The organism is Actinoplanes sp. NPDC051388 (assembly GCF_055586225.1).
The window spans coordinates 16,567-39,637 of the sequence record NZ_JBVJIP010000018.1; the positions used below are offsets into that span (position 1 = coordinate 16,567).

Below are 23,071 nucleotides of genomic sequence, written 5' to 3' on the forward strand. Positions count from 1 at the left end.
TCGTGAGTCGAGGCGGCCATCACCGGTGAAGGGCCGCCGCCTCGTCCACGATGCGCCGTCGGGTCTCCTCTTCGGGCATGGGGCGGGCGAACAGGAATCCCTGTCCGAGTGTGCACCCGGCCGCGGTCAGTAGTTGCTCCTCCGCGGGCGTTTCGACCCCTTCGGCGACGACATCGAGCGAAAGTGTCTCGGCCAGCTGAATGATGCCGGTGACCAGGGCCAACTGCCTGCCCGAGGTGGCGATGGTGTCCACGAACGACTTGTCCAGCTTGAGCGTGTCGACGGGCACTCGGTGCAGGTAGCTCAGGGAGGAGTAACCGGTGCCGAAATCGTCGATCGAGACCTTGATTCCGGCCTGCCGCAGCTGAGCGATGCCAGTCGCGATCTCCTCCTGCTCGCCGAGCAGGAGGCTCTCAGTGATCTCCAGCGTGAGCAGGTGCGGCGGGAGACCGGCGTGGGTGAGCTCCTGAAGAACCAGCTCGACGAAGCCGGGAGCGCGGAATTGGCGGACCGACACGTTGACGCTCACGTACGGGGTCTCGGCCGGGTTGAGCCGCTGCCAGCCGGCAGCGCCGGCGATGGCCGTCCGAAGGACCCACGCGCCGAGCTCGACGATGAGACCGGATTCCTCGGCGACGGGTATGAAGGCCGCAGGCGACACCATGCCACGGGTTGGGTGCGGCCAGCGCAGCAGCGCTTCGAAGCCCACGGTCCGGGCGTTCCGCAGGTCGACGATCGGCTGGTAGTACAGCAGAAAGGCGCTTTCGGCGTACGCCCGGTCGAGTTCGGTTCGCAGCTGCATCCGGTCGATGACTTCGGCGTGGAGCACCGCCTCATAGCGTCGCCAGCGCCGCGTGCTGGCCTTTGCCGTGTCCAGCGCGACGTCTGCTTGGCTGAGCAGGTCCTTCGCGGTGCCGGCGTGCGTGGTCGTCGCCACGCCGCACCGCAGGTGCGCGCTCACTACACTGCCACCGACTTGGTACAGCTCTTCGGACGCGCCGATGACCAGCGAGGCGAGGCGTTCCACCTGGGCAAGGTCCGGCGCATCCTCGACCACGGCGCCGAACTCGTCGGCGCCGAGGCGCGCGAGCGTGCCGTGCCCACCGAGCACACCGGAAAGCCGCTTGGCCACCGCGATCAGCAGCTCATCCCCCACCTCGTGACCCATGGTGTCGTTGATGACACGAAAATCGTCGACGTTGATCACCATCACCGCGCAGATACCGTCGTCGTGCTCAGCCTGCGCCGCGGCGACGTCGTCCTGGAATTGCAGCCGGTTGCCGAGCCCGGTCAATGGGTCAAGATAGGCCCGAGTGATCAACTCCTGTTCCAGCCGGTGCCGCTGCGTGACGTCGCGTACGGTCAGGACCAGTCCGTCGACGCCGGGCTCCCCCCGCATGTCACCGATATTCACCTCAGCGTGAACCAGCTCACCGTCCCCCCGCCGCACCAACCACAGATCCAAGCCGTCGATGGAGCTGCCCTCTCGCGCAGCGTGCAGAACGTCCCGGACGTGGTCACGCTGACTCGGGTCGATGATCTCGAGGACGCTGTGGCCGATCAGATCAGCGGTACCGAAGACCAGCTCGGCAGCCGGGCTGACGTAACCGAGCCGGTTGTCGTCGCCGACGATCGCGATCACCTCGGTGGCATTGACCACCAAGGTTCTGAAGTAAGCCTGACTGTCCCGCAGGCTGATCTCCCGGCCCAGCGCGAGACGGTCGATCATGGTGGCCGCCTGGCCGGCCAGGATCGGTAACGATTCCTGCAGCTCCACCAGGGCCAGCTCGTCGGCGCCGACGTACAGGTCGCCGATGTGATGGCCACCCACCGCGAGGCGGCAGCGCAGCGCCAGGTCGAAGTCGGACAGCTCTTTCACGACATCGGCCGACAGCGTCCGTACGTAGCACAGCTCGATCAGCCCGGGATCGGACGTGCTCGGCTGCTCGAGCTCGAGCACCTTGAGTGTCACGCGCTGGGCCGTACCGACCGGGAGCATCTGCCCCACGGCCCGGCAGAGGACATCGCTGACCTCATCGGTGCTCCCCGACACCAGCACCGCCTCACAAGCCACACGCAACTGCCGTTCACGGACCAAGGTCCGGCGCAGACTGCTCGCCACCGCGGACATCCGGGCGAGCGCCAGCAGGATGAGCACGGCGGACGCGCAGGCGATGACCGCACCGTCGCTGACTGGCCCGCGCAGCGCCTGGATCAGCAGCGCGGCGGGGGCGAGCAGCGACGCCACGGTCAGGATGCCGCGCCGCAGCGAAACTTGGGTCCGGGTGAGCATGTGCGGTTCGGTCAGCCGGACCATGGAGGGTTGCAATGCCGCGGCGCCGCCGGCGATGTAGAAGATCAGCCAGCCCAAGTCGATCGGCCCGCCCAGCTGCCAGTCTCCGTTGAGCCGGGTCAGCCCGTACAGGGTGTCGGAGGTGAGCAGCGCGGCGCCGGACACGATCAGCAGCGTCACGCTCCGGCTCTGCGTGGCGGTCAGGCGGAGCCGGGCGAGGATGGCGAGCATGAGCACGTCGAGCATCGGGTAGGCGATGGATACAGCCTTGGATAGCGCACCGAGATGAGGGTCCCGCAGGAACGGACTGATCAGGAAAGTCCAGGCGAGGAATCCGGCACCGGTGGTCAGGATGACCGCGTCGATCATGCTCGCCCGGTCCGAGATTCGCGCGCCAGAACGGGTCAGGCTCAGCAGCCCCAGCAGCAACAGCGGCATCGACACGCCGAGGAACACCACGTCGGCATAGGTCGGGAACTGCCCAGCCGGCGCCATCAAGGCCACGACGGTGCCGACCGCGAACGTCAGATAGCCCGCACCCAACAGCACCCACGGGTAGCGTCGCCGGGGCCGGTTCCGGACAATGCCGACGACGAAGGCCGCCGCCGCCGAGAGCACGATGGCCGCCCAGGCCAGCACGCTGAGGAGCGGCACCAGCAGGTAGATCGCTGCCGCACCGGCGTTGACCAGGCCGTAGACCGTCAGTACGCGCTTAGACACCGGGCGGCGGCCCTCTCCCGCGAGGGCTCGTTGCCCGGCCGTCGGCTCGGGCAACGGACGGGGTGCCGGGTCACCCTCGGCCCGGGCTTGGCGGGCGACGAGAATCGCCTGCTCAACGGCATCCAAGGGGCCGCGCTCGGGCAACGCGGTCCGCGCCGCGCCGTCCGGGGCCTGCTCCGGCTCAGCACCGTCGCGCATCATGATGTGCTGCGGGCCCAGCTCGTCAGGGGAACGATCGTTTGTCATCGAGGCAACCTGCCTGAGGCCCGTGTGCTGCCCACCGGATGGCGGCTGGCCACTACGTCGTCCCAGCCTATGCAGAAATGGCGCGCCGACCCGATAAATTGAGCCGCGTGGCTGGCTTGTACGTCGCCGAAATCGAAGCTCATGGAGCCGGGTGCTAGTGCGCGCCGCCGACGGAGTCCCCGCGGTCTGCGTCTTTCCCTCGGCCGGGGAGTACCCCTACTACGACGACTTCGCGCACGACCAGATGCAGCAGGACCAAGCGCGGATGGACCGGTACACATCCGTGGTCCGCCGTTACTCCCCCGGCCGGTCGGTGCTGGACATCGGCACCGGCCCCGACGCCCTCTGGGCCCTGGAGGCCGCCCGGGCGGGCGGCACGTGTGGGCCGTCGAGGTGAGCCCTGACGCTCTTCTGGAACGCCTGCCGACGTCCGCGTCGCACAACGGGTGCGGCATACGCAACGCCGGAACCGCTTCCTCGGGATTCGGCATGCCAGTACCGATGCGGAACATGGCCACGATCTCATTAGGCTTTCACTGACCAGTAACGATCGATTGTGTGAGGTCGCCATGCCCGACGACACCGGTTACCAGTACCTCGACGACGCCAGCCCGGAGGAACAGTCCCGGCTGGAGGCCGTGCGCCGCTACCAGCTGACCGATCAGCCAGTCGAACCCTACGAACGGGCCGCCGCCGTGGCCGGCGCCCTCTTCGACACTCCCATCGCGACCATCTCCATGGTGGAACGGGACCGGGTGTGGATTGCCGCATGCCAAGGCCTGCATGGAGTACGCGAAGTCGGCAAAGAACCCGGCCTGTGCGCGTCCGTGATCCTTCGCGACGGCGCCTACGTGGTCAACAACGCGGCGGTCGACCCGCGTACCCGCGACCACCCCTTGGTCCGCGGGGACCTCGCGCTCCGGTTCTACGCCGCAGCGCCGATCCGGACCTACGACGGCTATCGCCTGGGCACCGTGAACGTGATCGACACCCGGCCACGGGAGACGACCCAGCGGCAACTCGAGGCGCTCGAACACCTGGCCGCACTGGTCGCCGACGAATTGGAGCTGCGACTCATGGTTGTCCGCAGCGCGGTCGCCGAGCAGCGCATGCGCGACACGGTGGACTGAAAGTCGGTCGCTGCGGCACGATCACTTCTTCGACTGGCCGGCCGCGGGCTTGCTGACGGGTACAACCGAACGGTTCCTCCGCGGCCGGGTTCCACGCCACCAGCGCAGTGTCGGTGACCACCCTGATGATCGCGGCGCTCGTCAGGGCTGTGAACCCCATTGCTTCGGTGCAATATAAGTGCTGCTCAGGGAGTCGCAACCGCGTGTCTCGCCGCTGCGATCATCGCGTATGCAGCGTCTGCGGGCAACGGCCTTGCCCACAAGTACCCCTGTGCGACACCGCAGCCGAGCATCTCCAGTTCGTATGCTTGCTCCGGGGTCTCGACACCCTTGACCACCGTGGTGAACCGGAGTACCCGGCTGAGGGTCTCGACGGCCGCGATGATCGCTGAGCGCTCCGGTGAACCATTGAGATCCGCTGTGAGACTGCGGTCGATCTTGACCACGTCGACCGGCAGCCGGGTGAGGTCGTGCAGTGACGAGTAGCCGGTGCCAAAGTCGTCGATGGCGATGCGGATGCCCTGTTCGTGCAGGGCAACCAGGGATGGAACGGCGCCCTCTGCATCGAGGACCACCGACTCTGTGATCTCCAGGACAAGGTCGCGCGGGGCGAGGCCGGTACGGCGGAGCACCGCTAGGACGTCGTCAAGCAGGGCCGGCTCAAGCAGTTGCTGCGGCGACAGGTTGACGCTGGCGTACAGGTCGATGCCGGCCGGCAGGCCGGCTTGGAGACGGCGGACCTGCTGGCACGCCTGATCGAGAACCCACAGCCCGATCGCGCCGATACGACCGGTCCGCTCGGCTATCGGAATGAACTCGACCGGATCGACCGTGCCGAATTCCGGATGGTGCCACCGGATCAGCGCCTCTACTCCGATCGGCTGCCGGTCGCTCAGCCTGATCAGGGGTTGATACAACACCTCGAACTGCCCGTCGGCCAAAGCCGCCGGTAGCGCGGCGGCCAGGTGCGCGGCCCGGCCGTGCTGCGGTTCGACGTGGGTGCCCTTGGCCTTGGCCTTCGCGACGTACAACTCATTGTCCGCCTCGCGCATGCATTCTTCGACGGACTGGTAGCACCGCAGTAGGGCGACGCCGACGCTGATCTGTGGCGTCAGCACCCGGCCACGGAAGTCGGTGGACTGTTGCACGGCACGACAGAGCTTGTCTGCCACACGGTGGGCATCCGACTCTGAACCGATGTCGTGCAGCAAGACAGCGAACTCGTCGCCGCCGAGGCGCGCGACGATGTCGCCCTCTCGTGCGGCGCGACCGAGTCTCGTTGCCACAACCGTCAAAACATGATCACCGGCTGCGTGCCCCAAAGAGTCGTTGATCTGCTTGAACCCGTTTAGATCGAAAAGAAGTACGGCGGACAGCACCCCGAGCCGTGTCTGTTCCTGGGCGACGGTGAGCCGATCGCGCAGAAGGGCACGGTTGGCCAGGCCGGTCAGGTGGTCGTGGGTCGCTTCGTGGCGCGCCTCGTTGAACGCGTGGTGGAGAATGCCGAGGGTCTCATTCAACGAATCGCCCATCCGGCCGATCTCGTCCTTGCGCGCGAACCGCACCTGCTTGCTCAGGTCGCCGCGGGCCACCCGGTTCAGCACATCGACTACCTCACCGAGCGGCCGCGAAATGCTGCGCGCCGTCAGCACCGAAAGCACCAACGCGGCCACGGCGCCGAGAATGGCGAGCAGCAGCAGTAAGCGGGCGGTCGCGGCGCTGGCGTCCGCTGCCTGCCGGGCGCCCACCGCTAACTCGTCGACTATCTGGCTGAGCAACTCGTCTGCGGATCTCTTCACGCTGGCCGAGATGGTGTCGAGCCGGGAAATCGTATAGATGACGCCCTGGAGGTGTTCCTGGGTCCGAGACGCAGCCAATGCTCCGTCTCGGGCCGTGCGCCACACCGCGACGTTCGACACGAGTTCGCGGAGGCTGGCCTGTTCTTCGTCTGGCAGGCCGATTTGGGCGAGTTGGGCAAGCTCGATATGAATTGTCCGGTCGGTCTCGGCGATTACCTCCTCGTAATTGCTGCCGTATCCGCCGGCGTCAGCAAGGATGAACGACAGCACTGCCTCTTGCTGACTGCCGACGGCGGCACGGGCGCTGGTCATATGCCCGAGCGCCCGCACGTTGGTCTCGTATTCACGCTCCTGCAGGGCGGTGACCTCGCGCAGACTGAGTTGGCCGAAGCCGCCCACGGCTACGAAGATCATCGAGCCCACGACGGAGGCGCTCACGATCTTCGTGCTGATACGGAAATCAGTAAACCTGCGACGGACACGGAGCCACACAAGTACCCATCGGCCGCGTGACCCAGCACCTGAGAGGATGGCTTCAGTCGTAAGCCTAAAATTTCATGCGCCGAGGTCGCCGAACCGCGCGGCGACTTGAGCGCTAGGCACCAGGTCCTGTTCCTTGTGGAGAGTGTTGGGCCGTCGGTGCGGTGTCACGCCCACGGCGGGTGGTCAACCCAGCTCCAGCTCGGGGTCGACACAAACGCGGTCACGTCCCGCGTGCTTGGCCGCGTACACCAGTTCGTCGGCCCGGGCGAGCAGGCCACTCGGCGTAATATCGACCCTGGTCGCGGTCATACCGATGCTCACGGTGACGGTCAGGTCGTCGGCGAGCGCTTGCCACGGATAAGCCGCAATTTTACGCCGGAGCGTTTCTAGATGAGGTGCCGCCGCCTCCGGGCCGATCCCGGGCAGGATCAGCAGGAACTCCTCGCCTCCCGTGCGGGCCGCGAACCCAGGGAACTCTGAAGCCGAGGCCGGGACGGCCGCAGCCAGTAGACCTGCCATGACGACGAGGACCTGATCGCCGATCTGGTGGGAGAACGTGTCGTTCACACGTTTGAAGTGGTCTACGTCAATCACCGCGGCTACCAGCGCCACACCGACGCGTTCGGCGTTATCGATCATGGCGGGTAGGTGTTCGTCCAGGTGGCGACGGTTCGGCAGTCCGGTGAGCGGATCGTGCCGGGCCTGCTCCCGGAACCGTGCGGCGTCCTGGCGCGCCTCAGCGGTTTCGAACATCGCCTGGCGGGTGCGAGCTTGCGCCTCGCGCTGTTGGGAGACGAGTTCGCTATCGGCAGCGTGGAATGCCTTGTGCATCAGAAAAGCACGCTGGAACTCGCCGCACGCGCCGTACAGTTCGGCCTGTTCCTGGAGGAGCTGCACACTGATCTTGGTTAGGTCCCGCTCGTCGCACAGAAGCCGGCAGCGATCGAGCGTGTCCTGCGCAGCCGCGGTGAGCCCCAAGTGGCGTTGAGCCACCGCGAGCGTGGCCATGAACTGGGCCAACGAGTCGACCTCCTGCTCCCAGCTACCGGAGCATGCCTGAATGCTGGCCCTGGCGGCCTTCTCGGCTTCGGCATACCGGCCGAGTGCGATCTGGACCTGCGCCACGGTGTCCAGGTAGTTGGGGTTCAAGTCGGATCGGTGCTCCGCGGCGACCGTCTGCAGCCTTTGGACCACCTCCCACGCGTACTCGGCATCACCGGCCTCGAGTTCCGAATAGGCCAGATTGTTGAGCACCGCCAGCTGGCGCTGCACGTCACCGCTGGATACCGCGAACCGCTCGGCCTGCTGGTAGCGCTCGCGGGCCTGCTCGAACGAGCCCGTTGCGTTCAGCGCCCCGCCAAGGGCCATGAGGTATGCCGACCGCGTGCGAGCCGGCGCGGAGTCTTCCAAGTGCTGCACCGCGCTGACCGCATGCTCGAGGCAGGCCGCCATATCACCGAGGGCGTAGAAGATCCGCGCGGACAGCCGGTCGCTGCGTGCCCGCAGAGCGCGGTGATCATGTTCGACGGTCCACGCGTCGACCTCCCAGAGGACCCTCGCCACCGCTGTGGCCTGGCCCAACCGCTGCCACATGTCCGCCTGCAACAGGCGCGCCCGCAGGCGCAGCTCTGAATCGCCCCGGGCTTCGGCGGCGTGCTCGATCTCCGCCGCCTTGGCCAGGACGACCGCAACGTCGAAGCCGAGCGCGTCCTCAAGATCATCGAGCTCGGTGGCCAGCTCATCCGCCCGGCGGATCGCGGTGACCTGGGGGTCCGGCGGCTCGCACGGCGAGGCGCTCGAAGCGCGCGCCACCGGCGCGTGCTCCGAGCCGTCTACCGCCAGCCGCCCGTTCATGGCCACCCCATCGGCGCCGCGGCCGTAAAGCGTAGAAAATCAGGTAGTGATCTGATCCTGGGCGCCCGGCAGGTCCGATTACGCACGTCGTGGCCGCCGTTCTCGATCTCGCCCTACGCCCATGGCCCGGACAGTGGTATCCCTCGCTCGCGGGACGTCGACGCCCCGCGCCGTCAAGGAGCGGCTCGCGATAACCGCCGCGATCTGCCACGGCCGGATCGCGGCGCGACGCATCGCGGCGGACCGCGTCGTTGCGCTGACACGATCCGCCGTGATGTGGTGTCGTAGGTCAGTTCCAGGACGCGGTTGCCCAGTCCTCGCTCGACCAGGAGCGGCCGGTCCAGGTGCCCGCTGACCAAGACCGGCCCGACCAGGATCGGCCCGACCAGCTCGGGTCGACCCAAGATGTCGCCGAGCCGCCCCACGGCGCGCCCGACCAGCTGGCGCCGGCCCATGTCTTGGAAGCGAACGAGCTACCCGTCCAGCCGTCCCCGGCGATCCGGTTGCCCATCCACGAGCCACCCTGCCAGGACGTGCCGGCGGCGGACGCCTTCGACCATGCCGCAGCGTCGAACGGTCCATAGATGCTGTTCTGCCCGCTGAGCGCCACGCCGTTAGTGACCACTCGGCTGCCGCCCCGGGCGCTGTCCAGCGTGCCGCTGGCATCGGACGGCAGCCATGGCTGGGCAAGCGTGCTCGGTGTCAGGCTGAGCGCCGCGTTGAGGTTGATCTCCCGGATACCACGCTCGGCGGCGATGCCGACCCTCATGAAGGTGCCCTGCCTCAGCACGTCCTTGACCTGGTCGGGCGTCAGCGTGGGCCTGGCCTGCAGAAGCAATGCCACTGCGGCGGAGGTCACCGCGGCGGCCTGCGACGTGCCGCTGCCCCGTACCAGGGTGTTGCCGACACGCGCGTCCGGATACCTGTTATCGATGTTCGAGCCCGGCACCCGCAGCGAGGCGATCGACTGACCCGGGGCCAAAAGGTCGGGCATCTTCTCCGACGTCGCCAAGTTGCTGTACGCGGACAGCGCGTCATCGGCGGTCGACACGGTGCCCATCGTGTTTGTGGCGGCCACCCCGATAACGAACAGATCGCTCGCCGGGTTAGCCAGGCGCGGCGACGAGTTGCCGTCATTACCGGCGGCGGCGATCACCACGATGCCGGCCTTCCAGGCGCGCTGCACAGCGAAGCTGAGCGGATCGCTCCAGAAATTCGGGTTGCCACCGCTGCCGTACGACAGATTCAGCACCCGGATCCGGTTGGCCGGGTCGTCGTTGCGGTGCGCCACAACCCAGTCGATCGCGGCCATGACCTGAGTGACGTCAACGGCACCGTTGGCGGTGCCCAGCTTCAGCGACGTCAGCTTGGCGTTGGGGGCAAGGCCCTTGGCGCCGGTTGCGATGTCGTTGCCGACGATGATGCCCGCCATGTGACTGCCATGGCCGTATGTGTCGAGATAGCGCAGGTTCGCCGTTTGCGATTCGAACGACAGGTCCGGCCCGTTGACGATCTGTGCCGCCGGCAAGCCGGGCACCCCTGCCACACCGGTGTCGATCAGCGCGACACCGACGCCCGCGCCGGTGAGGTTGGCAGCGGCACCGACGTCAGCACCGATAATCGTCCGGACGTCACGGAGACTGGTGCCGCCGGACGCCGCCGATTGCTCGCTCAGCCACAGACCCGACCAGCCACCACCTGGGCGGACGTCTCCGCCCGATGGGAAACCGAGCGGGCTGGCGACCACGAGTGGGACCAGCGCGGTCGCTACCGCCGCCGAAAGCAGGCGAGATGATCTGCCCCAGTGTTTCACCGTAGACACAAGATGTCCTTCCATGGATTCTGAGATGCCGAGGCTGAATGGCCTGGCCCAACCCTTCGGCCAGAGCCGCTGGTCTTCCCGTCCGTACTCCACAAGCCCTGACTCGCGCCGGTCGCCGCCACGTTGCGGGCACCTCCCGGGGACGTTCGCCGCTTGCGGCACCCATCTCTCACGGCACTGCTCATGCTGAACTGGTCTCCATCCGCGCTGGCAGTGACGGGGTTTGCTAGTCGGGGCCGCCCGGGTTGATCGTCCGATGCATGCGAAATCTGAACAGAAACACGTAACTTCGGCTTGACTGCTTGTGGCCGCATCAGGTGGCGTCGCTACCCTGCGGGTGCCGAAAACCTCGTCCGTCCTGGCCACAGCCACCTTGATCATCGATACGAGACCATCGACGCAGTCCCGAGCTCTCCCAGCCCCGAGGCGGCGGTGATCCACGCTGACCCACTGTGCTGTTACGACTGGCCTACCCGGCGTCAGATCGCCGGCAAGCCGTGGGCTCGGGCAGGCAGGAACGTTCGCCAGCTGGTGTCCGCCGCTCGCGGTGCCGGACCGAGCCGCCGGGCAGCGGAATGCCAGTCCAACACGACCAACTGCAGCACTTGTCGCAACACCAGATGTCCGAACGACGGGACCATGCCCGTCAGCCTGCCTCCTGAGCAGCGAGCAGCAGCGTACAGAACCCCAGGTCAAACCCTCGAACCCAATTTTCGAGCGGTACAGGATCCATCGCGGCGCCGACAGCGCGCGGCCAGCACGGTCGAGACGAACTCACCGGCCGGATCGCGCAGCCCAGCCAGGCCGGCAAGCACCGCGCGGGGATGCTCGGCAAACACTTGCGCAGACCGACCGACAGCTCCGACCGAAGCCTTCTGTCCGCTTGTCCGCGTACCGTCACCTCGATCATGCCGCGCTCGACTTCGCTAACCAGCCCAACCCCGGACCCGGCCATGAACGCCCCACCAGTTCGTTCGGCAACCGGCCGCATCACGGCAGCAGACGGCCGAGGCAAGCGTCCCGGCCGGTCACCGGCGGCGCCGCGCGGGTCATATGAGAACAGAGACGCGCTGCAGGAGGAAACGCTGGTTCGCGCCACCGCCAGGCGTCCACTGCGAGATGCGGGCGCCGTCGGCGGTGGAGGCCTGCCACACGTCCATGGCCAGCCCGCTCTGGCGGTTGACGAGACGGGCCACCCCGCCGCCCTGGTCCTCCACCCGCCACTGCTGGCTGGTGGCGTCGGTGTCGGTCTGCTGGGTGATGTCGGCGCCGGTGCCGTTGCTCGCGACCTGCAGAACCAGACCGCTGTGCCGGGCCCGGATCCGGTGGTAGCCGCCGTCCGAGGCCAGAAAGTCGAACTGCTGGTTGAGCGCGCTGCCGGCCTGCCACTGGATCAGCTGCGCACCGGTGGCGGCGGACGCACCATTGATGTCGGCGGCTTTGCCGCTGTGCTGGGCCACCAACCGGTAGTTCACGCCGGTTTCCACCGGTCCCGACCGCACTGCCGACGCGCGGTAGGTGTGGCCGGCCTGGCCGGCGAACTCGATGAGATCGGCCTCAACCCGCGTCGATGTGACGGCGACGCCGCTCGTGTCGTCGCGCAGTTCGAAGGCACCGGTGAAGACCCGGCTGCGAACCCGGACCGTGCCGCCGCGGTCGGGCGTGACGACGAGCTCGATCCGGCTGGTGCTCCAGGAAGCGCCGACCGTGTATCCGCCCCGACCGCGCAGGCCCGTGACGCTGCCGGCCGGCCAGGCCGACGGCAGCGCGGGCAGCACGTGCAGTTCGCCGTTGTGGCTGTGCAGCAGCATCTCGGCGATCCCGGAGGTGGCGCCGAAGTTGCCGTCGATCTGGAACGGCGGGTGCAGGTCAAACATGTTCGGCGCGAGCCGGTCGGTCCGCACCAGGTCGCGGATGAGCTTGTGGGCACGGGGACCGTCTTCCAGCCGCGCCCAGAAGTTGATCTTCCAGGCGAGCGACCAGCCCGTACCGTCGTCGCCGCGCAACTCCAGCGTCTGACGCGCGGCCTGGTAGAGCTGAGGCGTCCCCCGCCTGGTGATCTGATTACTCGGATGCAGGCCGTACAGGTGGGAGACATGCCGATGCGTGCGCTCGGTCTCCACCCAGTCGGCGAGCCATTCCTGGATGTTGCCGCGCGAGCCGACCCGGGTCGGCGCCAACCGGTCCCGTGCTGCCAGTACCTGGGCACGGAAGGTGGCGTCCACGCCAAGGATCTCGCCGGCGCGCGCGACACCGTTGAACAGGTCGCGCAGGATCTGGTTGTCCATGGTCGGCCCGGCGCACACGCTGGCGTTCGCGTGGTGGGGCAGCTCCGGGGAGTTCGAGGGATTGGTGACCAGGTATCCGAGCGTCGGGTGGGCGACCAGTGAGTCGAGAAAGAACTGGGCGGCGCCTTTCATCGCGGGATAGTTGGTACGGAGGGACTCAATGTCACCGGTGAACAGGTGGTGGTCCCACACCATCGTGGCGAGCCACGCGCCGCCGGTCTGCCACATGCCCCACAATGCGCCGTCGACGACCGACGTGCCGCGCCACGCGTCGGTGTTGTGGTGGGTCACCCAGCCGCCGGCGCCGTACTGGACCTGGGCGGTACGGGCGCCGGTCACCGCCAGATCCCTGATCATGTCGAACACCGGCAGGAAGCACTCGGAGAGGTTCGTGGTGTCGGCCGGCCAGTAATTCATCGGCAGGTTCGCGTTGATGGTGTATTTCGAATCCCAGGCCGGGGCCATCTCTTCGTTCCAGATGCCCTGCAGGTTCGCCGGCTGGGTGCCGGGCCGCGAGGAGGAGATCAGCAGGTACCGACCGTACTGGAACAGCAGGGCCGAGAACTGCGGGTCACTGACGCTCCCGTGCTGGGCGATCCGCACGTCGGTGGTCTGGTCGGCCGCCGGCGTTCGACCCAGGTCGATCGTCACACGGTTGAAGAGCGCCTGGTAGTCGGCCACATGCCGGGCACGCAACTGGTCGACGCCGACGGTGCGGGCGGCGGTGAGGTGCCTTCGCGCGATGCCCTGGTAGTCACCGTTGACCGTGCGGTAGTCGACGTAGCTGGAACCGATGGACACCAGCACGGTGACGCTGGTCGCACCGGACACCCGCAGCGTGCCACCGGAGCTGCTGACCGTGCCCCCGGACACGTTCGCGCTCGCCAGGGCGAGGAAGCGGACCGAACCGGCGATCCCTTCCATGGCGCCCGAGATGCCGTCGAGGGCGATCGTCGCGGAGTCCGGGCTCGACACGGTCGTCCGCTGTGGACTGTCGAACGTCGCGGTGAAGGTGATCGAGTTGGCGCGGTCGGCGGTCAGCCGGATCACGATCACCTGGTCCGGTGCGCTCGCGAACACCTCGCGCTGATACCGCACGCCGCCCTGCACGTACGTCGCGGTCGCGGTGGCGGTGGTCAGGTCGAGTGTCCGGTTGTACTGCGACGCCCCGCTCGCGCTGCCGAGGGCCAGCCGGAGGTTTCCGACCGGCTGGTACGCCAGCTGCCCGACGGGACTGCCGAGCATCGTCTGGTTGGCCAGGTCCTGCGCCTGGGTCCACTGGTCGGCGAAGACCCGTCGCCGGATCTCCGCGAGGTTGGCCGCTCCGCGTGTGTTGGCCGAGTCGTAGGGTCCGCCGGCCCAGACGGTGTCCTCGTTGAGCTGCAGCCGCTCCGTGTCGACGTTGCCGAACACCATGGCACCGAGGCGTCCGTTGCCGATCGGCAAAGCCCGCAGCCAGTCCGTTCCGGCGGCTTCGTCGTACCACAGCGCCAGGTCTCCGGCGGCAAGCACGCCTGCCGGTGGCACGGAACCGGCCCTGGCGATCGCGGTCCACCCCATCGGCAGCAGCGATGCTCCGGCCCCGACCACACCGGCGGCGAGCAGTTTCCTGCGTGTCACGTCAGTCATGATGTCTCCCCCGCAACGCCTACGGAAGGGTCCAGCGCTGGTTCGCGCCGCCGTGGCAGGTCCAGATGATCAGTTGGGTTCCATCAGCGGAACTGCCGCCGTTTGCGTCCAGGCACTTGCCCGACTGCGAATCGACCAGGGAGCCGTTGGCACTCGGGGTCCAGTTCTGGCCGCCGGCGCCGGTGCAGGTCGACAGCTGCACCAGCGCGCCGTTCGCGGTGCTGCCACCGGCGACGCCCATGCACTTGTTGAGCGCGCGCAAGGTGTTTCCGTTGACCGTCCACTGCTGGTTGGCGCCGCCGTGACAGCTCCACAGCTGGATCTTCGTGCCGTCGGCCGAGCCCGAGCCGCTGACGTCGACGCACTTGCCCGCGGCCGCGGTGATCGGACCGACCCGGGGCACAGTGCCACCCGCCTCCTTGATCCGGATGTTGCGGAACGACACATCGTCACCGGTACCGTGGTTCTGGATGCCGATGTAGCCGGAGGTCAACGACCGCACCGGGTCCGTGTTGGTGAAGTCGTTGATTTTGACGCCGTTCAGGAAGACCTGCAGCCGCTCGCCCTCGACCAGCAGCTCGTAGGTGTTCCACTCGCCGGGCGGGTTCAGCGCGGCGTCGCGGGCGGCGATGTCGGCCGACTTGACCCCGTACACCGAGCCCGTGGTCCGGTCCGGAGTATCGGTGGCGTCGATCTGCACCTCGTACCCGTTGGTCATGGCCGAGTTCGGATCGCTGCTCGCCGGGAACCCGATGAGGACGCCGGAGTTGTCGTCACCCGGCACCATCCAGTCGAGTTTCAGCGAGTAGGAGCGGAACTCCTTGGTGCTGTACCACAACATGCCCAGTCCGCCGGAGGACGTCAGCGTGCCGTTGCTGTTGCTGAAGGTGCCTGGCCCGGCCTGCGACCAGCCGGTGGTGGCGCCGTTGTAGAGGGTGGTGTAGCCGGTTTCCGGTCGGCAATCGGCCTTGGTGCGGTTGGCCGCGTACCTGATGCCGCCGAGGAGCAGCGCCCGGAAGCCCGCCTCCGTGTAGCTGGCCTGGGTGTGGCCGCTTCCGGTGTAGAACGACCGTCCACCCTGGAGGGTCTTGCACCAGGTGTGCGGGTGGTCGGCTCCCATCGAGCCGCCCGAGTAGCTCGACTCGTCCAACGTGGCCAGCACGCGGGCCGACGACCGGGGATTGCTCCGGAAGTTGTACCACTCGTCGGTACGCGCCAAAGTCGGGCTCAGCCCGGCGGTCGCCGCGTGCGCCCGGTTCTCCACCCGCACGGTGGCCTGCTGGATCGCCGGGTGCGAGGAGAAGTACGCGCCGACCAGCTCGCCGTAGAACGGCCAGTCGTACTCGGTGTCCGACGCCGAGTGCACGCCCACGTAACCGCCGCCGGCCCGGATGTAATTCTCGAAGGCGGTCTGCTGAGTGGCGTTCAGCACGTCGCCGGTGGTGTTGAGGAAGACGACGGCTTCGAACTGGGCGAGGTTGCCCGCGTTGAACTGGTTCGAGTCCTCGGTCGCGGTCACCGTGAAGCTGTTGGTCGCACCCAGGTCCCGGATCGTCTGGATGCCGACCGCGATCGAGTCGTGCCGGAAGCCGGCCGTCTTGGAGAACACCAGGACGTCGTACGGCGCGTCCGCGGCACTCGCCGGCGGACTTCCGGTGCCCGCCAGGATCAGCAATGCCGCCGCCGCGACGCCGAGGACTTTGCGGGTGGTTGATCGCATGGCCGGGATTCCTCTCATGGCAGGGTCCAGCGTTGGTTGGTGCCGCCGTGGCAGCTCCAGATGACCAGCTGGGTGCCGTTGGCGGAGCTGCCGCCGTTGGCGTCGAGACACTTGCCTGACTGAGCGTTGACCAGTGATCCGTCGGCTCCCGCCGTCCAGTTCTGTCCGCCGGAGCCGTTGCAGGTCGACAGCTGCACCAGGCTGCCGTCGGCGGTGGCGCCGCCGGCCACGCCCATGCACTTGCCCAGCGATCGCCAGGTGTTGCCGTTGCGGGTCCATTGCTGGTTGGTGCCGCTGTTGCAGGTCCACAGCTGGATCTTGGCGCCGTCGGCGGAGCTGGCGCCGTTGACGTCGACGCACGCACCGCCGGCACCGACGATCCGCCCGGTGCCGCCAGTGCTCGGTGCCGTGCCGAACGTGAACGCGTCGAGGTCGAACAGCGTTCCGGTGCCGCCGTGGAAGGTCAGGTACAGCGTGGTGGTGCCGGCCGGAGCCGCGGACAATGCCGCGGAAACCTCGGTGAAGGTCTCCCAACTGCCCGTGACCGGTACGGTGACGGTGCCGAGCACCGTGCCGGTGGGCGAGCCGGCGCGGACGGAGAGCGTGCCACCGGAACCGCCGGACGAGACCCGGGCCGTGAACTGGGTTTCCCCCGCGAGTGCGTAGCGCTGGAACGCGATCCAGTCGCCGTTGCTGATGTCGCCGACGGTCTGCCCACCCTCCGCGGTCGTCTTGCTGAAGAGCGCGGTGCCCGACTGGGTGGCGCGGTGCTCGGCCTGCCGGTGCCGTGGCTGAAGGATCTGCTGTGTGTGCGTGGTCAGCGTGGGCTGGCCGTTGGCACCCCGGTCGGTGTACTCGGCGTCGAACACCGCGTACAGGTTGGCCGCCGTGTCGTGCTCACCGTCGGCCGGGATCTGCAGCGTTCCCGAGCACCCGGTACTCGAGGTGATCGAGTGGGCGTGCTCGTCGTGGCCGAGGAAGTAGGTCAGCTTCACCCGCTCGCAGTCGACCGTGCCGTCCTCGGGATCCGACACAGTGATCGTGTACGGCACGGCGTCATCGAAGTTGAACAGCTTTCCGTCGACCGGCGTGTTCAGCACGATCGTGGGTGCGGTATTGCCGACCGTGATCACCACCGAGGCGGTGGCGGTGAGACCGGCGGGATCGGTGACGGTGAGCGTGACCGTGTACTGGCCGTTGCCGGTGAAGGTGTGACCCGGGTTGGCCGCCGAGGACGTGCTGCCGTCTCCGAAGTTCCACGAGTAGGTCAGTGCTCCGCCCTCCGGATCGGAGGAGCCACTCGATGAGAAGTCGACAGTCAGCGGTGCGGTGCCGGACGTGCGGTTGGCGTTGGCGCGCGCGACCGGTACCCGGTTGTTACCGGCCTGGTTGTACTCGATGCGGTACAGCGCCGAACTGGCGTCGCCACTGCCCCAGCCGGTGCCGTAGTCCAACACGTACAGGGCTCCGTCGGGCCCGAACGCGCTGTCCATGATCTGCGTGCCGCGCCACGGGAAGTCGCTGATCAGTCCTGCCGACCCGTCGGAGTTGACGTCGACGGTCTTGATCCAGCGCCGGCCGAACTCCATCGCGAAGTAGTGCCCGTCGAGAGCGACCGGGAACTTGACCGTTGACGGGTTGGCCGGGTCGTAGCGGTACACCGCGCCACCCATCGGCGACTCCGAGCCGCAGCCGAACGCGGCCAGGGAACAGTTGTCGTACTTGATCCACGCCGGACGCGCAGCCGGCAGACCGGTCAGCCCCGTGTTGCGTGGGGAGTTGTTGACCGGCGCGGCGCAGTTGAACCGGTTCCCCGACGGGCCGGACGGGAACACATAGTCCACGTAGGTCTCCGGCGTCGTGTTCGAGCCGGTGCAGTAGGGCCAGCCGTAGTTGCCGGCCGACGTGATCCGGTTGAACTCGACCTGGCCCGCCGGTCCCCGGGTGGCGGTGCTCGTGCCGGCGTCGGGTCCGTAGTCGGCGACGTACACCGCGCCGGTCGCCTTGTCGACGCTGAGCCGGAACGGGTTGCGGAAGCCCATCGCGTAGATCTCCGGCCGGGTCCCGGCCGTGCCCGGCGGGAACAGGTTGCCCGTGGGGTTCGAGTACGTCCCGCCGGAGTTCACCTTGATCCGCAGTACCTTGCCGCGGAGGTCGTTGGTGTTGCCCGCGCTGCGCTGCGCGTCGTAGACCGGGTTGCGGTTGGAACGCTCGTCGATGGGGGTGTAGCCGCTCGAGTCGAACGGGTTCGAGTCGTCCCCTGTGGACAGATAGAGGTTGCCGGCCGCGTCGAAGTCGATGTCGCCACCGACGTGGCAGCACATGCCGCGGTTCGTGGGAACCTCCAGCACGGTCACCTGACTGCCCGTGTTGAGCGTGAAGTCGGCGTTGAGCGTGAACCTGGCGAGGCGGTTCACCCCGTTCCACGCGGAGAAGTCGGTACCGGTGGCCGGCGCGTCACCTCCGGGGGTCGACAACGGCGGCGCGTAGTAGAGATAGATGAACCGGTTGGCGGAGAAACCCGGATCCACACCCACGCCCTGCAGACCCTCCTCGTCATGTGTGTAGACCTGAAGGGTGCCGATCACGGTGGTGGCGCCGCCGGCGGTGGTCCGGCGCAGGACCCCGTTGCGGGCGGTATGCAGCACGGAGCGGTCCGGCAGAACCGCCATCGACATCGGCTCCCCCAGTTCGGCCACCCCCCGCGCCAGCTCGACCTGCTGGAAGTCGGCCGCGTTTATCGGGTGCGCGGCCGCGGGTGACGCGGGGCCGACGATCATCACCGCCATGCCGGCGGTCGCGAGGAGGGCGGTCGCGGCCGCCAACAGGCGTGTTCTCATGCCCGCGCCCACCGCTGGTTGCTGCCGCCGTGACAGGACCAGACGATGACCGCGGTGCCGTTGGCGGTGCCGGCGCCGTTGACGTCGAGGCACAGCCCGGTCTGGGTGTTGACGACGGTGGCGTTGCCGCTGACGGTCCACTGCTGGTTGGCTGCGCCGTTGCAGTCCCAGATCTGGACGCGGGTACCGGCGGTGGCGTTGGACGGTGTCTCAAGGCACTTGCCCATGACCTGGAGCGCCGAGCCGTTCACCGTGAACTGTTGGTTCGAGCCGGTGTGGCAGTCCCACACCTGTGCCTGGGTCCCGTTGGTGGTGGCCGAATTCGGGATGTCGAGGCAGCGTCCGGACGCCTCGCCGCGCAGCCGGTTGCCCGTCGGGGTCGAACCACCGTTCAAGGTGTCCAGCACGGCGTTGTAGGCGGCCTTCTTGTTGCCCGCGCAGTCGAACAGGAGCGGGTTGTCACTACCGCGCCATGAGTCGCAGTCCCGGACACCCCACACGGTGATACCGGTGCACCGTGACACCGCAAGACACGCCCGGGTGACTGTGGCGTAGGCGTTCGCGTTGGCCTGGGCGATGTCGAGCTCGGTGATCTGGACGTCGACGCCCAGGTCGGCAAAGCGCTGCAGGTTTGCCTGGTAGTCACCGGGCACGGAGGTGCCGAGGTGCGACTGGAAGCCGACGCAGTCGATCGGCACACCGCGCGCCTTGAAGTCGCGAACCATGTTGTAGATGCCGGTCGACTTCGCGTTGATCCCGTCGGTGTTGTAGTCGTTGTAGCACAGCTTGGCCGCCGGGTCGGCCGCGCGTGCGGTACGGAACGCCACCTCGATCCAGTCGTTGCCGGTACGCTGCAGGTTCGAGTCGCGCCGGCCGCCACCGCCGCCGTCGGCGAACGCCTCGTTCACCACGTCCCACGCGTAGATCTGCCCGCGGAAGTGGCTCGCCACCTGGGTCACATGGTTCATCGCCGCGTTGCGCAGCGCCGAGCCCGAGAGGCCCTGCGCCCACGGGGGTTGCTGGGCATGCCACAACAACGTGTGGCCGCGCACCGACATGCCGTGGGACCGGGCGTGGTTGACGATGCGGTCGCCGGCCGCGTAGTTGAACTGGCCCGGCTGCGGCTCGGTGTGGTCCCACTTCATCTCGTTCTCGGCCACGAGGCTGTTGAACTCGCGGTTGAGGACCGTCATGTAGGTGCTGTCGCCGAACTTGTACGTCCCGACGGCGGCGCCGAAGTAGCGACCTCGCTCCGCCGCGGACGCGCCGAGGGTGGTGGCGGCGTTGGCCGGGCCGGCGATGGTCACGGTCAGGCCGGCCGCCAGCAACCCGACGGCCGCAAGGGGCCGGAGCATGTGCCGTCTCGACCCGCTGGAAAATCCCATGGTGAACCTCTCTCTCGGAGTTCGGGCCGATAAGTCCGGCCCGCCGGGGGCTTGCGGGTGGGAGCGCTAGCCATCGATGCCCGGCACATTGCCAGATTGTTTCCGCGCAATAGATAAATGACTGTCGATGAATTGGCGTATTTCCCGGAGTGTGGCATGTAGCCACGACGGGACTTCGATCGCCTTTCCGGATAACAGAAATCCCGAATCAACATGAGGCAGTCGAACAGGCGCTCGGTCGGAAACAGCCGCGCGGATGCGTGCCGGCACGTCGGGCACGACCGGACGTGCCGCAGGATCCGTTTGCGCCAGAGCGGACCCGGCGCCCCGTCCCAGCCCTCCAGCGTCTCGACGAGCCCGGTGCAACGCGGCTCGGTGTCGAGGGCGGCCACGATGGATCTGCCGGCGTCCAGCCGGCCGCGGGCCCGCTGTACGCATACGCCCGCGTGCGCCACGCTCTTTCCCAGCGTCGACGCCAGTTCCGCCCGGGTCAGCCGGCCGATGCTCTCCAGGAACCACAGCGCCAGCGGCAGCCCGTCGTCCGTGTCGAGCCAGTGGCCGGCGCGCGTCACCTGCAGGCGCTGGACCGACAGCTCCAGGCGGATCAGGGCCAGCTCCTCGGCGGCCGCCGACGGCGTGTCCACGACCTCGTCGAGAGCGACGGTCCACTCGCACACCGCCTGCCGTCGCCGGAGGAACGTGCTGACCTGGCGCGTGGCGATCGTCATCAGCCACGGCCGGAAGCTCTCGGGTGCGCGCAACGACCGCAGTTCCCGCAGGGCCCGTAGCATGGTCTCCTGCACGACGTCGTCGACCTCCGGCGCACAACCCAGTCCCCTGCGCGCGATGGTGTACACCAGCGGCAGGTAGGCGGTGACGAGCTCGCCCAACGCGCGCCGGTCGCCGGCCTGCGCGGCGGTCAGCAGGCTCAGCTCGTCGGCACCGGCAACCGGAGTCACATGTCACCCCCGCGCCGCCTGTGGCGTCTCGGCGGCGGCCAGACCGTCGGCGTCCCAGCGCCGGACCGGCTCCTCGATCCAGGTGAGATCGAGCACCGCCGCGCCGAGGACGAGGGCGAGGCCTGCGGCGATCCAGAGCTTCATCGAGACCACCGCTGGTTGATGGCGGCGGTGCAGGTCCACAGCAGCACGGCGGTGCCGTTGGCGGTCAGGTTGCGGTCGACGTCCAGACATAGCCCGGATGGGGCGCCCCGGACGGTGCCGTCGGCGTTGATAGTCCATTGCTGGTTGCTGCCCCCGTTGCAGTCCCAGAGCTGAACCTTCGCGCCGGCGGTGGCGTTGAGCGGGGCGTCGAGGCACTTGCCGAGTGCCTGGATGCTCTGGCCGGTCACGGTCCATCGCTGGTTGGCGCCGCCGTTGCAGTCCCAGATGACCGGCTGGGTGCCGTTTGCCGTGGCGCCGTTCGGCACGTCCAGGCAGCGTCCGGACGCGGCGCTGATCAACGGGGTCCCGCTTGGCGGCGGGGTGGTGGTGCCGCCGCTCACCCGGTAGACGACGGTGCCGTGCCCGGGCACATTGGCGGAGATCGTGCCGGTGCTGCTGGTGGTGACGCCGCTCCACGCCTCGCGCAGGGTGAACGAGTTGCCGCTCTTGCCCGCCGCGGCCGCGGTGGTGGAAACGGTGGTGGTGGCGCTGCCCTGGTTGAACAGGGCTACCGCGACGTCGCCGTTGGCCAGGCTCTTGGCCAGCACACGCCGGGTGCCGTCGTTCGAGATCTGTGTCGCCTGCAGCCCGAGGGCGTCCTGATTGATCGTGATCAGATCCTGGTTCTTCAGGATGGTCTGGGTGGCGGAACTCATCGAGCGGAGGTCGTTGCCGGCGATCAGGGGCGAGGCAAGCACGGCCCACAGCGCGAAGTGGCTGCGCATCTCGGTGTCGGTCATGCCGCCGCGGCCGACCTCCATCATGTCTGGGTCGTTGAAGCCGCCCGGGGCGGCGTATCCGGCGAGGGGGACGGTGACGTTGACGATGTTCTGGATGCCCATCGGGTATCCGTTGCTCTGCCCGGTGTCCCAGGCGTTGGTGATGTCCTCGGTGGTGCGCCACAGGTTCGCGACGTCACCCCAGTCGCGCTGCGGTCCGGTCTTGGCGTGGATGCTGTTGGAGTTGATGCTGTAGACGATCGGCCGACCGGTCGCCGCGAGCGCGTCACGCATCTTGGCGAAGGTCCGCACCTGGTCGTCGATGGTGCCGGTCGGGGAGCACCAGTCGTACTTCAGGTAGTCCACGCCCCAGGCGGCGAACTGCCGGGCGTCCTGGGCCTCGTGGTTCAGGCTTCCGGTCGCGCCGGGATAGCTGCCGAAGTACTGGGCGCAGGTCTTGTCCAGTGGGCCCTGGTAGATGCCGAACTTCAGGGCCTTGCTGTGCAGGTAGTCGCCCAGTGCCTTCATCCCGCTCGGGAACCGGCCGGGATCGCCTTGCAGGTTTCCGGCCGAGTCGCGGTTCGGGTTGAACCAGCAGTCGTCCACGACCACGTACTGGTAGCCCAGATCCCGCATGCCGCTGCTGACCATCGCATCGGCCATCTGCCGGATCAGGGTCTCGTTGATGTTGCAGCCGAAGGTGTTCCAGCTGTTCCAGCCCATCGGCGGGGTGCGGGCGACCCCGTTGTCGAGGGCATGCGCGGCGGGGGCGCCGAGGACTGCGGTGACGCCTGAGAACAGCAGCACCCCGGCCGCGATGACGGCTTTCCAGCGTTTCATGGTTACCTCTTAGCCCCTATCGGAAGGTTCGTCAGCGGGCCTGGCAGGCCGATGCCGCAGTGGGCGGGGCGCCGGCGCCCTGGAAGCCGAACTCTGTGATCCTTCGGTCAGCGGGTGGTTGCTGTCGGTGAGCGGGCCAA

14 protein-coding genes are annotated in these 23,071 nt (G+C 67.9%); 2 read left to right on the forward strand and 12 right to left on the reverse strand.

The features are described from left to right. Positions 1-19: 19 nt before the first annotated feature. Entirely contained in the window at positions 20-3,259 is a 3,240-nt protein-coding gene (locus ACZ6TI_RS36295; protein ID WP_465349757.1) for a putative bifunctional diguanylate cyclase/phosphodiesterase, read from the reverse strand. A gap of 151 nt (positions 3,260-3,410) precedes the next feature. Here ACZ6TI_RS36295 and ACZ6TI_RS36300 point away from each other — a divergent pair, with 151 nt between their 5' ends. Both ACZ6TI_RS36300 and ACZ6TI_RS36305 read left to right on the forward strand, forming a co-directional pair. Further along, positions 3,411-3,656 (forward strand): hypothetical protein, encoded by a 246-nt coding sequence (locus tag ACZ6TI_RS36300; RefSeq protein WP_465349758.1) that lies wholly within the window; start codon positions 3,411-3,413, stop codon positions 3,654-3,656. Positions 3,657-3,828: 172 nt separating this feature from the next. Continuing rightward, on the forward strand, positions 3,829-4,389 hold the full coding sequence (locus tag ACZ6TI_RS36305; RefSeq protein ID WP_465349759.1) for a GAF domain-containing protein: 561 nt from the start codon (positions 3,829-3,831) through the stop codon (positions 4,387-4,389). Here ACZ6TI_RS36305 and ACZ6TI_RS36310 read toward each other — a convergent pair. The 11 genes from ACZ6TI_RS36310 to ACZ6TI_RS36360 form a co-directional block, all read right to left on the reverse strand. Then, the gene (locus ACZ6TI_RS36310; protein ID WP_465349760.1) at positions 4,334-4,549 is read right to left on the reverse strand and encodes a PAS domain S-box protein; all 216 of its coding nucleotides are present in this window, start codon (positions 4,547-4,549) and stop codon (positions 4,334-4,336) included. The two genes, ACZ6TI_RS36305 and ACZ6TI_RS36310, sit on opposite strands and share 56 nt — an antisense overlap. Before the next feature lie 25 nt (positions 4,550-4,574). Then, positions 4,575-6,680: a putative bifunctional diguanylate cyclase/phosphodiesterase gene (locus tag ACZ6TI_RS36315; RefSeq protein ID WP_465349761.1), complete on the reverse strand. Its 2,106-nt coding sequence runs from the start codon at positions 6,678-6,680 to the stop codon at positions 4,575-4,577. Between the two features lie 174 nt (positions 6,681-6,854). Beyond that, entirely contained in the window at positions 6,855-8,525 is a 1,671-nt protein-coding gene (locus ACZ6TI_RS36320; protein ID WP_465349762.1) for a GGDEF domain-containing protein, read from the reverse strand. 289 nt (positions 8,526-8,814) lie between these two features. Next, on the reverse strand, positions 8,815-10,272 hold the full coding sequence (locus ACZ6TI_RS36325) for a S8 family serine peptidase (RefSeq protein WP_465349763.1): 1,458 nt from the start codon (positions 10,270-10,272) through the stop codon (positions 8,815-8,817). 1,124 nt (positions 10,273-11,396) lie between these two features. Continuing rightward, the gene (locus tag ACZ6TI_RS36330; protein WP_465349764.1) at positions 11,397-14,264 is read right to left on the reverse strand and encodes a glycosyl hydrolase family 95 catalytic domain-containing protein; all 2,868 of its coding nucleotides are present in this window, start codon (positions 14,262-14,264) and stop codon (positions 11,397-11,399) included. Between the two features lie 19 nt (positions 14,265-14,283). Continuing rightward, positions 14,284-15,984 (reverse strand): ThuA domain-containing protein, encoded by a 1,701-nt coding sequence (locus tag ACZ6TI_RS36335; protein ID WP_465349765.1) that lies wholly within the window; start codon positions 15,982-15,984, stop codon positions 14,284-14,286. Positions 15,985-15,998: 14 nt separating this feature from the next. Next, a complete protein-coding gene (locus ACZ6TI_RS36340) occupies positions 15,999-18,824 on the reverse strand; it encodes a PQQ-dependent sugar dehydrogenase (protein ID WP_465349766.1) in 2,826 nt (941 codons plus the stop codon). Then, positions 18,821-20,179, reverse strand: a complete 1,359-nt coding sequence (locus ACZ6TI_RS36345) for an endo-1,4-beta-xylanase (protein ID WP_465349767.1) — start codon at positions 20,177-20,179, stop codon at positions 18,821-18,823. The genes ACZ6TI_RS36340 and ACZ6TI_RS36345 overlap by 4 nt, the downstream gene beginning before the upstream one ends. Further along, a complete protein-coding gene (locus ACZ6TI_RS36350; protein ID WP_465349768.1) occupies positions 20,134-21,099 on the reverse strand; it encodes an RNA polymerase sigma factor in 966 nt (321 codons plus the stop codon). Before ACZ6TI_RS36350 ends, ACZ6TI_RS36345 begins: the two co-directional genes overlap by 46 nt. 72 nt (positions 21,100-21,171) lie before the next feature. After that, the gene (locus tag ACZ6TI_RS36355) at positions 21,172-21,312 is read right to left on the reverse strand and encodes a hypothetical protein (RefSeq protein WP_465349769.1); all 141 of its coding nucleotides are present in this window, start codon (positions 21,310-21,312) and stop codon (positions 21,172-21,174) included. Further along, a complete protein-coding gene (locus ACZ6TI_RS36360; RefSeq protein WP_465349770.1) occupies positions 21,309-22,931 on the reverse strand; it encodes a glycoside hydrolase family 27 protein in 1,623 nt (540 codons plus the stop codon). The genes ACZ6TI_RS36355 and ACZ6TI_RS36360 overlap by 4 nt, the downstream gene beginning before the upstream one ends. Positions 22,932-23,071: the final 140 nt, after the last annotated feature.